At 38.3% G+C, this 17250-nt stretch carries 8 protein-coding genes and 2 pseudogenes; 3 read left to right on the top strand and 7 right to left on the bottom strand.

Annotation, left to right across the window (positions count from 1 at the left end):
* Window positions 1–5 precede the first annotated feature (5 nt).
* From SAGCYANO_RS44970 to SAGCYANO_RS19235, 3 genes are all read right to left on the bottom strand, one after another.
* Entirely contained in the window at window positions 6–161 is a 156-nt protein-coding gene (locus SAGCYANO_RS44970) for a hypothetical protein (RefSeq protein ID WP_237396359.1), read from the bottom strand.
* A gap of 180 nt (window positions 162–341) precedes the next feature.
* Entirely contained in the window at window positions 342–563 is a 222-nt protein-coding gene (locus SAGCYANO_RS19240) for a hypothetical protein (protein ID WP_202221538.1), read from the bottom strand.
* On the bottom strand, window positions 564–1931 hold the full coding sequence (locus tag SAGCYANO_RS19235) for a lipid-A-disaccharide synthase (protein WP_202221537.1): 1368 nt from the start codon (window positions 1929–1931) through the stop codon (window positions 564–566).
* A gap of 550 nt (window positions 1932–2481) precedes the next feature.
* Here SAGCYANO_RS19235 and SAGCYANO_RS19230 point away from each other — a divergent pair.
* Window positions 2482–2961: an ankyrin repeat domain-containing protein gene (locus tag SAGCYANO_RS19230; RefSeq protein WP_202221536.1), complete on the top strand. Its 480-nt coding sequence runs from the start codon at window positions 2482–2484 to the stop codon at window positions 2959–2961.
* 886 nt (window positions 2962–3847) lie between these two features.
* The gene (locus SAGCYANO_RS19225) at window positions 3848–5587 is read left to right on the top strand and encodes a hypothetical protein (protein WP_202221535.1); all 1740 of its coding nucleotides are present in this window, start codon (window positions 3848–3850) and stop codon (window positions 5585–5587) included.
* A gap of 1004 nt (window positions 5588–6591) precedes the next feature.
* On the opposite strand, the gene SAGCYANO_RS19220 is transcribed toward SAGCYANO_RS19225, so the two are convergent.
* Both SAGCYANO_RS19220 and SAGCYANO_RS19215 read right to left on the bottom strand, forming a co-directional pair.
* The gene (locus SAGCYANO_RS19220) at window positions 6592–6915 is read right to left on the bottom strand and encodes a PAN domain-containing protein (RefSeq protein ID WP_202221534.1); all 324 of its coding nucleotides are present in this window, start codon (window positions 6913–6915) and stop codon (window positions 6592–6594) included.
* Window positions 6916–7358: 443 nt separating this feature from the next.
* Window positions 7359–8357, bottom strand: coding sequence for an alcohol dehydrogenase catalytic domain-containing protein (locus tag SAGCYANO_RS19215; protein ID WP_202221533.1), 999 nt, complete (start codon window positions 8355–8357; stop codon window positions 7359–7361).
* A 254-nt stretch (window positions 8358–8611) separates the two neighbouring features.
* On the opposite strand from SAGCYANO_RS19215, the pseudogene SAGCYANO_RS44965 reads away from it, so the two are divergent.
* Window positions 8612–9320 (top strand): annotated as a pseudogene (locus SAGCYANO_RS44965) (transposase); the annotation flags it as partial.
* 417 nt (window positions 9321–9737) lie between these two features.
* On the opposite strand, the gene SAGCYANO_RS19195 reads toward SAGCYANO_RS44965, so the two are convergent.
* Together SAGCYANO_RS19195 and SAGCYANO_RS19190 are read right to left on the bottom strand one after the other, a co-directional pair.
* Window positions 9738–12410, bottom strand: coding sequence for a glucosidase (locus SAGCYANO_RS19195; RefSeq protein ID WP_237396353.1), 2673 nt, complete (start codon window positions 12408–12410; stop codon window positions 9738–9740).
* Window positions 12411–13919: 1509 nt separating this feature from the next.
* Window positions 13920–15657, bottom strand: a pseudogene (locus SAGCYANO_RS19190) (helicase HerA domain-containing protein).
* Window positions 15658–17250: the final 1593 nt, after the last annotated feature.

Below are 17250 nucleotides of genomic sequence, written 5' to 3'. Positions count from 1 at the left end.
TGATATCATGTCCGTTGGTATCGTTTGTGTATAAAGTTGGGGAAATATCTAGCGCCATATAAGGTTTTTCCTTCTCTTAAAGCTTCTTCCTTCTTCCAACTTCGGTCTTCCTTACCTTCTCTATACAATACCGATGCTACCGGACATGATATGAATTGCAAAATTGCTGACTTCTAAAGACTTAACCATTCTATAACTGTTGAACCGGATTTGATATTATTCCCCTCCTGGGAGCAGGGCTAATTCATTGTCGTCAGAGAATATTTACAACCCTATATTTTTGGTTAACTAATTCTAGTTAAGATGTAGGAAATTTCAAAATTTCAAAGGATACAATTTTTCTAAGCGTGACGATGAATTGACTTTACTCCCCCACTCCCCACTCCCCTACTCCCCCACTCCCCCACTCCCCACTCCCCTACTTCTTTTTTCTCTCGTGACAATGAATTAGCCCTGTCTCCTCGGAGGGGTTGGGGGTGGGTTGCCTGTTGCCTGTTGCCTCTTTTCTGGAGATGTCTAATACTCAACACTTTCGGAGCATAACAACGATAAAACAATTTCAACTAACTTTTGTGCTGCTCCCGGTTGATCTCTGACGCTAACGATAAAACAATTTCAGCCAACTTTTGTGCCGCTCCCGATTGACCTCTGACACTTCTGAGACGATCGCGCATTTCTGCTAATTTTTCTGGATGGCTCAAAAAATCTAATACCAACTCTGCTACTGTTTCCGGTGTCAGTTTCCCTACCAACTCCGGCACAATTTCCTGTTTTGCCCAAATATTCGGCCAAGCAAACAGTTTTCCCTTACGCAACACTAACCAATTAATTCCGGCAGCAAAAGCAGCACCTACCCCTGGTAAATTTGCTAACAACCCAGGTAAACCATCCCAAGCTCTCATAATATCTAGTTGTTGTGTGGGTAATAATACAATCATTGGTATTGCCAACGAACCCAACTCAGCAGTATTAGCACCGACTGTGGTTAAGCAAAGACGACATTGGGAAAGTATATCGTAAGCAGGAGTGCGCGTTATTAATTCCACCTCTAAACCTGTTGGTGTGACCAATTTAGGATTTTCTGTCTCGGAGTCTGGAGGAATTAATAATTTCGCCTCAACACCACCCATTTTTTGAACTGCCGGATTTTTTCGAGAGTCGGCAAAACTAGCTAAAGTAGATAATTCCAGAGTAGGAGCAACTGGAATAATAAATCTTGTTTGCGGGCGTACTTTGTGGAGATGTTGAGCGATCGCTAAAGTTAAAGGTACACCTAAAGATAACTTGGTAGGTTTCGACCCAGGCAATAACCCAATTAACTCAACAATATTTTCCTCAGTTGTAGGTAAGTTTATATCACGACAGGACTTACGCATGGAAACTAAATCAAGTGAGGGCGAATGCCATTCGCCCCTACATATAGTGTTTTCAAGGTTAATTTGCGTAAGTCCTGTACTGGTTACTTCCGCCATCAAATCTCCCACTACTGTAAATTTTTCAGCATATTTTGATGGTACTTCAGCAGCAACTTCTGGTTTCATTACGCCAAATTTATCTATCCAGCGCCACCATCTAGCATCCCATTCAGCATAAATAACAGTACGATAACCAAGGCGTTTTCCCACCGCAACAGTAAAAAATTGGTCGCCTCCCAAAAATAAAACTATTCCCTGTGGATGCCAGTGCCAATTTTCCGCCGTTTTTCCCTGAAGCAAAAACCGCCAAAAATATTCTGCGGGTTGTACTCGGTCTATTTCTGGATAAGAAAGAGCGATCGCTGCTTCTTTTCCAGTAGCATGGGGACAAGGTGAGAGAATAACAGAAATTCTGATTTCCTTATTTGTCTGTTGTCGTAACTGTTGCACAACAGGTCGCGCCCAAGTAACTAATTCTCCGGGCCCATTTGAGAGGATGACAATATCAATTTTCATAGTAGGAAATAGGGAACAGGGAATAGGGAATAGGTAATAGGGAATAGATTTTCACGGCCAAAGACTATGAAAAATGATTTTGTAAATGACTGTTACAACTCTAGCTTATGTTAAATAAAGAGCAAGTTTATTTTCTGGAGATATCTAATATACTTAGAGGTTGTCTGAGAAGTCTCATTTGCTACATCACGCGCCCCCGCGCATCCCCCACGCATTGGGGGACTTTTACCAGCTAATGGATTCTTGTTCCCCCCAGAATTGGGGGGTTAGGGGGGCAAAATTCAGTATTAAACAACTTTTCTAGCTTATGTTAAATAAAGAGCAAGTTTATTTTCTGGAGATATCTAATATACTTAGAGGTTGTCTGAGAAGTCTCATTTGCTACATCACGCGCCCCCGCGCATCCCCCACGCATTGGGGGACTTTTACCAGCTAATGGATTCTTGTTCCCCCCAGAATTGGGGGGTTAGGGGGGCAAAATTCAGTATTAAACAACTTTTCAGATATCCTCTTAACTTTAGATAAAACCAAATTATAGGAGAAAATTAAGATGACAGAATTAATTGATGTGGTTAAAACTGGAGATATTTCTCAAGTCGAAACTTTGCTGAGTGAAGGTACAGAGATCGATGCTAAAGACTCGGAAGGTTCCACTTCTTTAATTGCTGCTGTGGAAGCTGGCCATATAGAGATAGTTAAAAAATTATTGGCTGCTGGCGCTGATGTCAATAACAATGATAATGATGGTTGGGTACCTTTGATGGGTGCTGCTGGTAGTGGCGATCGGGAAATTTTAGAACTATTGTTGGATGCTGGCGCTGATGTCAATGCTACTACTAATTTTGGCTTGACTGCGCTGATGACTGCTGCTGGTAGTGGTCATACTGATGTCGTGCAAATTTTGTTAGACCGGGGAGCAGATATCAAGGCTAAAGATAACAATAAATGGACGGCTTTGGTTTGGGCAAATTCGGAAGGTCATAAGGATGTGGTAGAGTTGCTAAAGCAGGTACGCGATCGCGATAATTAGTTATTTTAGGCAGCAGGGATGTTGCATACAATGTCTCTACAGGGTTATTATTTTTTGGAGTAAATAAAAAGCTGTCAACTTTTACAGCAAATTCCAAGTATATGAAGTACAGATATTAATAATTAAATCTTCCCAGTCCGAGCATCTTGCTCGCGAGGAAGCATCTTGCTCGCGTGATTGTACCTCACCAAAGTGGAATACGCTGTATCTTTTCCCTCCAATTTAAAATCCGCTTGATTGAATAATTTTTCAATAGAATTATGAGAATACACGGCAGTGGGAGCATCTTGCTCCCGTGCCAAATATTTCTTTAGATACTTGAAATCTGCTGTATAATTTATATTTCCAAATAATTAGGACTTACGCATGAGCGCTATTGGTAGGGTGTGTTAGCGCTAGCGTAACAGACCAATACCCCATATATAGTGCCTTTGCGTAAGTCCTGATAATATTATAAATCTCTGTTATAGCATTTCTCATAAAGATGAGGTACATTTACGATCCCCCGCGCATCCCCCTTAAAAAGCTATCCCTGATAAGGAACTCCTGAAACCCTTGTGGAAGGGTGGGGAGTGTGGGTAGGGTGGGGGGTGTGGGAAGTAAGAATTTTGTCTACAGTCCTCACTCATAGTGTATTTTTCAATACAATTTTCTCCAGAAAAAGCCGCTCCCAGACTTACACATAACTTGTCTTTTTTGTCAAGTTTTATGTTAAGAAAGATGTTTATAAAGCATAGCTTAAAAAGGGGGACTTTGAAACCTCCCCTCTTTTTAAGCAGTTCCCCCCTTACTCCCTTACTAAGGGGGGTTAGGGGGGATCTAAAACTGTATCTCACCAATTTGAGAAACGCTATATGCTTTCTTTCAATTAAAAAAAATATACTGCATGCAACAATTCAACCGCCAACAAATTCCTATTTTATGTCTGATTTTTTTGCCAGTTTTATTCATGGGAATTTGCATGATTAAATATAGCGTAAATTTTCCTTTTTCTGACCAATGGCCTCTGGCGGTAATGTTTGAGAAAATCTATGCTGGAAATTTATCTTTTAGCGATTTATTTGCTCAATTCCATGAAAGTAGAAAATTTTTTCCCAGGCTAATTTTTATTGGTTTAGCTTATTTGACTAATTGGGATGTCAGATATGAAATGTTGGTGATATTTCTGTTGACTTGTGTTGTTTCTTTCAATATTTATTGTTTAAATAGGTTGACTGTTAGGGCGAGTATTGTTACTCAATTTTTGCTCTTGGCAATTTCTAATTTAGTAATTTTTTCTCCTGCTCAATATGAAAATTGGCTTTGGGGAATTCAAATTGTGGTTTATATTCCTATTGCTTGTTTGACTGGTTGTTTGGTTATTTCCCAGAAAAAATTGAGTTTAAGAACTAAGTTTATTATTTGTTTTTGTCTCTGTACGGTTAGTACTTTTTCTTATGCTAATGGAATGTTGATTTGGGTATTAGTTTTTCCAGCATTGGCAATTTTAGCTTCTGGAAAATTTGAGGAAGTTTTTACTAAGAATATTTGGATAATTATCGGTGGGTTGTTGGGTTTAGTTGCCAATGTAATAGTGTATTTTTATGATTATCAAAAGCCTGATAAACATCCGAGTTTTTTATCTGCTATAGCTCATCCAGTTGAGACAATTCATTATTTTTTAGCTTTTTTAGGCGCTCCTTTAGGATTTGAAAATTTAACTGTGGCGACAATAGTTGGAGGTTTGGTATTTGGTTTTTGGCTATTTTTAGGTTGGAAGTTTTTTTGGTTAGTTAAAACAGATTTTTTATTGTTACATCGTTTAATTGGTTGGCTAATAATTGGGATTTATGGAATTATTAGTGGTGCTGTAACTGCTGTGGGTAGAGTTGGTTTTGGTGTCGGACAATCTTTGGCTCCAAGATATACGGCTTTTTCATTATATTTGATGGTTTCTTTGGTTTATCTTTTGGCTATTTTTTGGCAGTTAGCTAGTCAAAAAAATGTTCAGACAAAGTTGATTAAATATGCTTCCTATTTTTTAGTTAGTATTTTGATTATCTTACATCTTAAGACCACTATTAATGCTGTAGAGAGAATGAGCGATCGCCGAGCAATTTTATTACAAAGTAAGGCTTGTCTATTAATGATAAATGTTGTTCCTCAAGATGAATGTTTGGTGACTAAAAGAAGTCCTGAACCTCTGAGAAAGACAGCTAATATTTTAGATAAATTAGGTTTTTTACAACCTGGTTTAGTCAAGAGTAAGAATATTAAAGATATTGCTGGAGAGACACAAAAAGATTTAATTTATGGTTATTTTGATAGGGTCAATAAAATTGACGACCGGATTTATGTTGCTAATGGTTGGGCAATTTTACCCGAAAGAAATGAAGTTGCTGATGGTGTGATTTTAACTTACGAAAATGCGGAGGGAGAAGACATAATATTTAAGTTAATTAATCAGAGAATGCCGAGACCTAGTGTTAGGGAATATTTTGATAATTCAGCTTATTTAGATTCTGGTTGGCAAAAGTCTTTTACTATTGAAGAAATTCCTCAAGGAAAGGTTAAACTTAAAGCTTGGGCGTTTGATACTGAAACTGGTAAAGCTTTTTTGTTGAATCAAACTCAAATAGTTAACTAGCTATCAGCTTTTAGCATTTCTCTGTCAGAATGCTCCGCAAACAGCTAGTGCCGCTACGCGGAAGTCATATCAAATCCGGTTGAATACTTACTATATAGTTGAGAGTAGGGGACCCACCCCTAGCCCATAAGACTTTTTCAGCAAACCCTAGATAGACATCTCCAATAATAAAAAATCAATATCTACATCGTACAGAAATTATCAATTATTTCCCCCTCCATACCTACTCCCTATCCGTGGAAGAGATGTCTAATATTGGAGTAATTTAAGAAATTATAAACAGATATTATATAGTCAGATTCTATGTGCAACCCCACCGGATTTGATATCAAAAGTCAGCGTACGTCAAAAGTCAAAAGTCAAAAGTCAATCATTTTTGATTGGTAAGGCTTTTAGGATTTTTTAACTGGTTAGTTAGGGCTTGCTGATTAATTCTAAAAGTATTGACTGATATTGGTTTTAGCGTTTTAGAGTAGAAAAAAGTACCAGCTTTTCGGTGGCAAGAGCTGCATAAAGCTAGTATTTTGGGATGATTATGGCAGAAAAATTGAGAGACAAAACGCCCGCTCCTACCTCCTCTACATTCCCCGTTCTCCCCTCCTGGGAGGGGTTAGGGGTGGGTTGTCTCCTGTCTCCTGTCTCCTACAAAGAGCAAAAAGACTTTTTCAGCAAACCCTAGTTATTTCTGCCATCCTGCACTAGCTTTTCCTTATTTCTTCTTTTTTCTTTCCCCCTGACTCCTGACTCCTAGGTGAAAAGAGGTATGATATCATGTCCAGATAAGAGCGGGATAGAACTCAGTTCCGCACTCCGCGTTAAGGTGCGTTGTGCGCCAGCAAACAAAAAACTTTCTCCTTCTATTTCTTATTTCTTCTTCTTTCTTCCCTCCTGACTCCTGACTCCTGAGTTCCCCTCCCCTCCTGGGAGGGGAGGGGCGAGGGTGGGTTGACTCCTAAGAAATTAAGATTAATATCACACCCTAATTTACCAACGCCAGATTGCGATTAGTTACTGTAACCTTGGGGTTTTAATGCAGAAACATAGCCTGGATTTACTTCTGCTGAAAAGTAAGCAATTAACTCCGTACAAGTTGATGTACGTCGAAACCAATTCACTGCTAAACACTCAGAATCACTTGCACATAAGTCAGAACATTCTTCTGGGCCAAAAACATCGGTAACAGCAAGCACTCGCCCTCGGATAAATACATCAAACGACAAGGGTCCCATATCCTCTGCAAGAGCTGACGTTACATTTCCCAGCATAGTACCGAAAAAAACTGATGCTACCAGCATGATTCCTGGAATCATTTTCCACAATCTTTTCATTTGTCTCTTCTTTTCCTTGTATTGGGTGCTGTTCAAAAGGAACTTTCAGAATATTTTTACCTCTCCCTCAGATCAAGACCTTTTTCTCTAATATTTTCTTAATTTTTCCTTCTCTGTAGCAGATAGCTCCGCTTGACATCCTCCCGACGCTGCTCTACGAGACAGCGCGGGATTCCTAACCATCGCGCTCTTAGGTCTTTCTGCTGCCTCTTGCAGAGGAGCTGCGCTAACAATGCACCAGCCTCCAAGGTCGAGCCTCTTTTCGGTCTTACAGTCGCTCCACAGACTGACACTGCTAGCCCAGCAGCCATATTTTAAGTCTAACACACTATTGACATGCGCCCCAAAATTGATTGGTTTTCCCATACGACGCTCCCCTAATAGCTGCCGCTAGGCTCCGCCAACGGGAGAGCGCGGGTCTTCAACCAACGTTGAGATAAAGGCTACGGAGTGAGGACAACATGGCCAAGCCCCCGTATCTCTGCGGCTCTTTGCATTGCCTTGTTGACTTCTTCCAACGGGAACGTATGAACCTCCACGCAGTCCAGATCGAGGGCGCCAGATTCGACTAGCACGCCCAGTTTCCTAAACGTATCGCGTGGGTACATAAATGCTCCAATGATCGTGATATTACGAGCCATGATGCTGCCGTAGGGGAGTTCAAGGGGGACATCCATAGAGCCTTGAATCGCGACTCGCCCGCCGTTACGAAGGCCGCCAATCACAGCTTGAATTCCGCTCGAGTCCTTAGCTTGCCCAATTAGATCGATACCAAGGTCAATCCCCCCAGGAACAATTTTTCTTAGTTCGGCAGCATCAGCTTCCGGGTCACCCATGAGTTTCACTGGAAATACTCGTGGACTTAGCTTGCTCAGTTTGTCCAGGACAGACTCATTGCGTCCGAGAGCAATGACTTTTGAGGCTCCCATTGCGAGCGACAAGGGCACGGCCGGTGAGCCGAAATTACCAGTTGCGCCGAGTACAGCCACCGTATCACCGCCAGCTAGTTGCGCTCGCGAGAGTCCCCCGTAACACACTGCGAACTTGTGCAACCGGGACAACCCCACTCCGTCCATCCCGGCAATAGTGGGTAGTTTGGTTACGTTCTCGCTCGGAACCGCGACTTTTTCTGCCCAGGTACCGTCTGGCCATAGTTTCTGAACCTCGACAGCACCAACGGTTAAACCTGTGAGCGCCAATAGCATACCGTCCGGTTCTGAAACATTTTCGCGAGCAAAGATTCGCGGATCGATCGCGACTCTATCGCCGACAGAAACATGGACTACAGTTTTGCCAGTTGCTTCAACGATTCCGACTCCATCGTTACCAGGCGTAAACGGATTTTCTGGTAAAGCGTATCCGAGACGACCGGCCAAAACGTCTTCGTGATAACTCAGTACACCGGCTGCCTCAATTCGTACGAGGACATCTCCGTCTTTCAAGATAGGTTCTGACACTTCGTCTATAACGACAGGCGAATTCGTTTCTAGTTGGCGAATTGCTCGCATAGAGGCTCCGTATTAATTTTTAGGTGAGAAAAAATTGGGACTAGGCCAATTTTTGGGAGGCGTTTTTGTTACGCCTAACCTACAATTATATCGCAGTTGCGGCACAACATCCAGGGTGCGCTCAAAAACAGTTGGTAGTTGAAGTAGCACTCAGCACTCAGCATTCAGCAGTCAGCTTTTCAAGAGGAAAAGAGGCACTTGTGCGACGACAATATAGCGGTAATGAACATCAAGTAATTCGAGGAATAGGAGTAGTTAATTGTATCTATTTTAATCCCCAAACCGAGCAATGCGCGGATACTAGATTATCGTATTTATGATCCAGATAGTGACAAAAAAACTTGAGTTTGACTATGTTGAAGAAATGATATTGAATGTGGTAAATGAGAAGAAATTACCATTTCAAACTGTATTGATGGATAGTTGGTATGCAAGGCAAAGATTAATGGCTTTTATAGATAACTTAGGAAAAATTTATTATTGCCCCTTAAAAATAAATCGCGCCCGTGGATGACACTGGTGGTGTAGAAAAATATAAAAGTATTGCTAAATTAAGCTGGAATGAATCAGAAAGAATATCAGGTAAAATAATAAAAATTAGAGGTTTTCCAAGAGATAAAAAAATCAAGCTATTCTGGGCTACTATTTCTGCCAATAGAACGGAATATATTGTTACTAATGACTTAAGTAAATCTTCTACAGATGATGTAGAATTCGAGTCGCTTTCCTTGATGGAAAATCGAAGAGTTTCACGCCAGAATCAAGCAGTTAACAGGAATAGAATTGTGTCAATGTCGTCTGGCAAAAATTCAAAAAAACATAAAAGCTTGCTCTATGTTGGTCTGGAATCATTTGAAAAAAGTAGCTGAAATTTTGGGAAAAACTATTTATCAACTCATATCATGTCCGTTTATATCGTTAGTGTAAACCCAAGGGTGAATATCTACAGGAAATAATGGTTTTTTTCTTGCGAGGGTAGCCTTCGGACCTCTTCCCTCTTCCCTCTTCCTTCTTCCCTCTTCCTTCTTCCTTACCTTTGTTATACAAGACCGATGCTACCGGACATGATATCAAACATCAATTACTATCTAAATATCTAGTATCTGAACTGAAACATCCTACCATTAAAATGATAGCTATTTAAGTTTTTCTCAATAGAGAAAGGCTAAGAAATACTTGGCGATCGCTCTCTAAAAATTATAGCGATCGCTCTGTTGGTTATGCGCTATATATAGTGTCTTTGCGTAAGTCCTGTGATAGCTGATAGCTAATAACTGAGTGCTGTTTGCGCAGCATTCCGCAGGAAATGCTTACCTAAATTTCACAAACATATTCGCTCCGTTGCTGAATCAATTTTGCTACTAAACCAGTCCAACCAGTCTGATGACTCGCCCCTAAACCTGCACCATTATCGCCGTGAAAATATTCATAAAACAAAATTAAATCTTGCCAGTAGGGGTCATTTTGGAATATTTCTGTCTCACCATAAACCGGACGTTTTCCATCTTTATCTTTGAGGAAGATTTTAATTAGTCTCGCTTCAATTTCTAATGATACTTCCCATAAATTCATCATCCGACCTGAACCTGTCGGACATTCCACTCGAAAATCTTCACCTAAATAGTTATGAAATTTTTGTAGAGATTCTATCATTAAATGATTAATTGGAAACCAGATTGGACCCCGCCAATTAGAATTTCCTCCAAACATTTGACTGGTAGATTCGGCAGGTTCATAATCAACTCTATATTCTTCTCCATTAGCATTAAAAATATAGGGATTTTCGGTATGGAAATGAGATAAGGAACGAATACCATAATCGCTGAAAAATTCATTTTCATCTAACATTTTTTCGAGGATTATTCGCAGACGTTCGGGACTAACAATTGCTAGTAAACGTTCTGAGTCAATACCGCAAGCTTCCATACAAGCAATATTGGCACTAAGGTCAATCCTATTTGCCATAAACCATTTTACCCGTTTCTGGAATTTAGGTAATTTTTGCAAAGTTTCTGAGTCAATAATTGCCACAGCAAATAATGGAATTAATCCTACTATTGAACGGATTTTTATATGTATATCTTCTTTATCTGGTTGGTGGAGAACATCATAATAAAAATTATCCGTTTCATCCCAGAGCTGAGTCCCATCTGAACCTAAATGATTCATGGCATCAACTATGTAGAGAAAATGCTCGAAAAATTTACAGGCAATATCTTCATAAACATCATTTTCTTTAGCAAGTTCCAGAGCAATAGTTAACATATCTAGACAGTACATTGCCATCCAACTTGTACCATCTGATTGTTCAATATGACCCCCGGTTGGTAGTTCCGAACTCCGGTCAAATACCCCAATATTATCTAAACCTAAAAAGCCTCCTTCAAACACATTATTTCCCTCAACATCCTTCTGGTTTACCCACCAAGTAAAATTGAGTAAAAGTTTTTGAAATACTCTTTCGAGAAACTTGCGATCGCTACGACTATAAAGTTCTTTTTCAATTTGATAAACTCGCCAAGTTGCCCAAGCATGAACGGGAGGATTTACATCACTAAAATTCCATTCATAAGCTGGTAATTGACCGTTGGCGTGCATATACCATTCTCTGGTTATTAGGTCTAATTGATGTTTGGCAAAATTAGGGTCAACTATTGCTAAAGGTATGGCATGAAATGCTAAATCCCAAACAGCATACCAAGGATATTCCCACTTATCGGGCATGGAAATTATATCATCATTAAATAGATGAACCCACCCATAATTTCTGATATGTTTACGGTTTTCTGGTACTGGCGGTTGGTTAGGGTCGCCTTTGAGCCATTCTTCGACAATATAATGATAATATTGTTTTGTCCAGAGTAGTCCGGCAAAGGCTTGACGCTGAATATTACGCCATTCATCCTTCATTTTACAAGGGGAAAGACGCTGATAAAATTCATTTGCTTCTTGAATTCTGGTTTGAAAAGTTTCTTCAAATTCTGTGTCTAAAGGCTGTTTAATTTCTGGGGAGTTAGCAAGTCTTAATTTAACAATTTTAGTTTCACCTGGTTCTAGTTCTAGACGATAATGTGGTGAAAATTTAGTTCCATACATCTCTGGATTAATGGCATCTTTTTGACCGTTAATTAGATAGTTATTGATGCCATCTTTGGTATAAGGGGAATCATTTTTTTCTCCAAATAAGGTTTGTTTATTAGTTTCATTTTCTGTGAAAAATAGTTCCATTGTCTGAGGAAAATAAAACCACCTTTTACCTAAAGTTGGGTGGTCTGTTTCAATGAGACCAGGATTGATTTTTTTGAGGATAGGTTTTTTTGATTGATTATCCCAAGACCAAGTATTTCTAAACCAAAGAGTGGGTAATAAGTGTAACGTCTTAGTTTCTGAACCTCGATTATTTACTGTAATTTTAATTAAGATATCTTCTGTTGTTGCTTTAGCATATTCGACCAAAACATCAAAATAACGATTTTCTGCAAATATTCCTGTCTCCAGTAGTTCGTATTCTAAAGATTTGCGGTCGCGCTGTTGATTTTCTGCTACTAAGTCAGCATAAGGATAAGCACTTTGAGGATATTTATAAAGTGCCTTCATGTAACTATGACTGGGGGTATTATCTAAGTAAAAATAATATTCTTTAACATCTTCCCCATGATTTCCTTGACTTCCCGTTAAACCAAAAAGTCGTTCCTTGACAATAGGATCTTCGCTATTCCAGAGAGCGATCGCAAAGCACAGTCGTTGATGATTATCTGAAATACCACAAATACCGTCTTCTCCCCATCGATAAGCACGAGAAAGAGATTGTTCGTGGGAGAAATAATCCCAAGCAGAACCATCTTCGCTATAGTCTTCTCGTACTGTTCCCCACTGTCTTTCGCTTAGGTATGGCCCCCAACGTCTCCAGTATGCTTCATGGTTGAGGTCTGCTTCTAATCTTTGTTCTTCTTTGGTAAATAGGTTATTGTTTTGAGTATTCATCATAATTAATGTTTCGGAACAGTTTAAAATATAAATATCAATTTATTATAATTTTGCTCAACTATTCTGTAACACAATAACTATTTCTGGCGCTGGTAATTTGAGGTATGATGTCTTGCTCAGATAAGAGCGCAAACAAAAAACTTTCTCCTTCTATTCCTCTTTATTCTTCTTTCTTTCCTTCTGACTCCTAAATAATTAAGATTAATATCATACACTAATTTACCAACGCCCTCTTTCTATAGCAGGGAACAGTATTCAATAATTGATAATTGATAATTGATAATTAATAATGTCTTTGTTGCATGAAAGTAGGATTATTAACATCCATTCCGCAGCTATATCCCTATCTTTAGCGATGGCTTGATGTTCATTTATTTATTGTCCAATAGTTATTGCTCTACACTGCCAAGCGATCGCTATCTTTGACGATGGCTTGATGTTGATTTATCTATTGTCCAATAGTTATGACTCTACACTGCCAAGCGATCGCTATCTTTGACGATGGCTTGATGTTGATTTATCTATTGTCCAATAGTTATGACTCTACACTGCCAAGCGATCGCTATCTTTGACGATGGCTTGATGTTGATTTATCTATTGTCCAATAGTTATTGCTCTACACTGCCAAGCGATCGCTATCTTTGACGATGGCTTGATGTTGATTTATCTATTGTCCAATAGTTATGACTCTACACTGCCAAGCGATCGCTATCTTTGACGATGGCTTGATGTTGATTTATCTATTGTCCAATAGTTATTGCTCTACACTGCCAAGCGATCGCTATCTTTGACGATGGCTTGATGTTGATTTATCTATTGTCCAATAGTTATTGCTCTGCTGATTAAACCTCAAAGCTCTTACAGGTAAAAATTTCAGTCTTTTTCACCTCAAACATTGATGTTCTATTGATCTATTGCCCAATAGTTACAGTAGTTTCCCCGCGTTATGAAGTACATATGCGGATCAAGTGCGGCAGCTATATATTTTCATGCAACAAAGCCATTAATAATTAATAATTAATAATTAGGGCTTGCTGATTAAATATTGCGCGCATTGACTGATATTGGTTTCAGCCTTTTTTTGCCTTGAAAAAGTGCAAGTTTTTCGGTCTAAAAAGCTGCATAAAGCTAGTATTTTGGGATGATTATGGCAGAAAAATCACTCTTACAATTTTTACCGAATAATTAAGGTTTAAAGCCTCTCCTTTCAAGGAGAAAAAAGCGGTCGAGGGATGGCGAGGTCCCCTCGCCATATCCAATCAACCAAGAGAAGAAATAATGTTTCCTTATATTCAATTCCGTAACGGTTTTAACCAGAGGTAATTATCAATTATCCACGATCAATTATCAATTAATGACAGTACCGACAGTACCAAAGAAATACTGAAATTATCAATACTATTCTCCAATATTTCCTCTTTTCCTGCTTTCTTCCCTACTGACTCCTGACTCCTGACTCCTGACTCCTAAATAATAAAGATTAATATCATACACGCGCTTCAGCAACGCCTAAAACCCAATATCATCCAGAGCAACCTGAGCTGCTTCATATAATTCTTCATCAGACACATATCGCCAGTCTGTATCTCCAATTTCCTGATAAAAAGTCTGGTCATAAGCACGAGTTTGAATCACCACAGGCATCGGTACCGCATGACCTAATACCAAAGCTTGTTGTTTAGAATCCAACTTTGCCAATACAGACCGTAAACCATGACCCCCAGAAACTCCAGTAAAAATAGAATCTATATCCTTATCATCATTTAATAGAGCTGTAATTCTTGTACCAATTTGAGACATAACTTCCCCATCTATCCCGGAAGGTCGCTGATCTACTACCAATAAAGTCACAAAATATTTCCGCATTTCTCTAGCTATGGTTCCAAAAATAGTTGAACGTACTATCGCAGGGTCGAGAAAACGGTGAGCTTCCTCAATAGTTATAACTAATGGTTGAGGGCGATCGCTCGGATTTTTAGAACTCAAAAATTTATCAGCTTTCCGCACATAACTATTATGAATTCTGCGAGTAATCATATTAGCAGCTAACATATAAGAAAGCATATTCGACTGGGAACCAAATTCAATAATAACGTGTTTACCAGCATCCAAAGATTCTAAAATTTCCTCAATATAATTATTAGTATTTTTTTCTGCATATATTTCAGATTATCCAGTCGCAATAACTTTCTTTGTAAAGACATTATTGACCCTTTGTGACCCCTTTTTTCATCACAAAATGTTTGGATATCTTCATTAGTCATTTCCAGTAATTGAGCAATCCAAGACTTACCAAATTCACTTCTGAGAATATTTGCACTATCAATACTTGCCTCAGATAAATTTAATTCCCGTTGCACCAACCCAATATCTTCCACCTCAATTTGGTTATAACTTAAATACAATTCTCGTGCATCTCGCACCCCTCTACGTTTAGTCGCTTCTGGGTCGAGAGTCCAAAGTTCCACTCGTTCTGGAAACAATTGTTTTAAACCTTTTACCGTATTAACTTGTTTTCCTTCCGCCATTGCTTCCCAACCATATTCAGAGTGCATATCAAAAATTAAATTTACAGCAGCTCCTTTACGAATAATCCCAGATAAAAGTAAACGAGTCAGAAAAGACTTACCTGTTCCTGACTTGCCAAAAATGCCATTACTCCGTTCTACAAATCTATCTAAATCTAAACAAACAGGTACATCCATATCAATAGGTTTACCCACAGCAAAATTGCGCCGACTCTGGTCATCTTCCCTACCAAAAACCAGACTAAAATCTCTCTCACTTGCGTCAAATACTTGGGAAAAATGACTCGGAATAGTTTTCACTGGCATTAATTTTATTTCAGCACTGGTTTGAGCTTCAAAAGATGCTAAATTTTCTATAGATTTAGATTTTTCTTATTGCCATTATCGTTATTAGCATTGAAATATACTGGGGATTTTTCTGAAGAAATAACTAACATCAACATTGGTGCAAGTTCGATAGTTCCATAAGTACTACCTCCAGCTAAAACAGATTGTAAAAAATCATCTGTAGGTAAAGGAGGATTAATCATTATTCGTTCGCTGGATGTTCCTAATAAAACATCAGTTAGCATACAAAAAAAGTGGGTTTGTACTCCTTTTACTACCAAAAATTTACCTACCCGCATATCTTCTACTGATATGTCTGGATGCAGTCGTACTTCTAATCCTTGACTGAGAGAACCTTGAATTACTGAGCCTAATGGTTGTTCAAAATCCATATAAATTACTTGATTACTTTATAATGCTATAGCAGGGAACAGGGAACAGGGAACAGGGAACAGTAGGAAAAACATTTCCCTATCTCACTAATTTGAGAAACGCTATATATCAAGTTATACCATTTTTATTAACTAATGAAAGTAGCGAAAGGAAAAGTTCATTAATTGATAATTGATAATTACCTCTGGTTAAAACCGTTACGGAATTGAAAATAGGGAACAGGGAACAGGGAACAGTAGGAAAAACATTTCCCTATCTCACTAATTTGAGAAACGCTATATATCAAGTTATACCATTTTTATTAACTAATCAAAGTAGCGAAAGGAAAAGTTCATTAATTGATAATTGATAATTACCTCTGGTTAAAACCGTTACGGAATTGAAAATAGGGAACAGGGAACAGGGAACAGTAGGAAAAACATTTCCCTATCTCACTAATTTGAGAAACGCTATATATCAAGTTATACCATTTTTATTAACTAATCAAAGTAGCGAAAGGAAAAGTTCATTAATTGATAATTGATAATTACCTCTGGTTAAAACCGTTACGGAATTGAAAATAGGGAACAGGGAACAGGGAATAGTAGGAAAAACATTTCCCTATCTCACTAATTTGAGAAACGCTATATATCAAGTTATACCATCTTTATTAACTAATGAAAGTAGCGAAAGGAAAAGTTCATTAATTGATAATTGATAATTACCTCTGGTTAAAACCGTTACGGAATTGAAAATAGGGAACAGGGAACAGGGAATAGTAGGAAAAACATTTCCCTATCTCACTAATTTGAGAAACGCTATATATCAAGTTATACCATCTTTATTAACTAATGAAAGTAGCGAAAGGAAAAGTTCATTAATTGATAATTGATAATTACCTCTGGTTAAAACCGTTACGGAATTGAAAATAGGGAACAGGGAACAGGGAACAGTAGGAAAAACATTTCCCTATCTCACTAATTTGAGAAACGCTATATATCAAGTTATACCATTTTTATTAACTAATGAAAGTAGCGAAAGGAAAAGTTCATTAATTGATAATTGATAATTACCTCTGGTTAAAACCGTTACGGAATTGAACATAGGGAACAGGGAACAGGGAACAGTAGGAAAAACATTTCCCTATCTCACTAATTTGAGAAACGCTATATATCAAGTTATACCATTTTTATTAACTAATGAAAGTAGCGAAAGGAAAAGTTCATTAATTGATAATTGATAATTACCTCTGGTTAAAACCGTTACGGAATTGAAAATAGGGAACAGGGAACAGGGAATAGTAGGAAAAACATTTCCCTATCTCACTAATTTGAGAAACGCTATATATCAAGTTATACCATCTTTATTAACTAATGAAAGTAGCGAAAGGAAAAGTTCATTAATTGATAATTGATAATTACCTCTGGTTAAAACCGTTACGGAATTGAAAATAGGGAACAGGGAACAGGGAACAGTAGGAAAAACATTTCCCTATCTCACTAATTTGAGAAACGCTATATATCAAGTTATACCATTTTTATTAACTAATCAAAGTAGCGAAAGGAAAAGTTCATTAATTGATAATTGATAATTACCTCTGGTTAAAACCGTTA

This window comes from Okeania sp. KiyG1, from assembly GCF_014132355.1.
Taxonomy (GTDB): Bacteria; Cyanobacteriota; Cyanobacteriia; order Cyanobacteriales; family Microcoleaceae; genus Okeania.
This window is presented reverse-complemented; position numbering and strand designations above follow the sequence as displayed.

Excerpts from the sequence above, each read along its gene's own strand:
- SAGCYANO_RS19225 (WP_202221535.1), top strand. The coding sequence starts at position 3,848 with ATGCAACAATTCAACCGCCAACAAATTCCTATTTTATGTCTGATTTTT.
- SAGCYANO_RS19235 (WP_202221537.1), bottom strand. The coding sequence starts at position 1,931 with ATGAAAATTGATATTGTCATCCTCTCAAATGGGCCCGGAGAATTAGTT.
- SAGCYANO_RS19220 (WP_202221534.1), bottom strand. The coding sequence starts at position 6,915 with ATGAAAAGATTGTGGAAAATGATTCCAGGAATCATGCTGGTAGCATCA.
- SAGCYANO_RS19230 (WP_202221536.1), top strand. The coding sequence starts at position 2,482 with ATGACAGAATTAATTGATGTGGTTAAAACTGGAGATATTTCTCAAGTC.
- SAGCYANO_RS19195 (WP_237396353.1), bottom strand. The coding sequence starts at position 12,410 with ATGATGAATACTCAAAACAATAACCTATTTACCAAAGAAGAACAAAGA.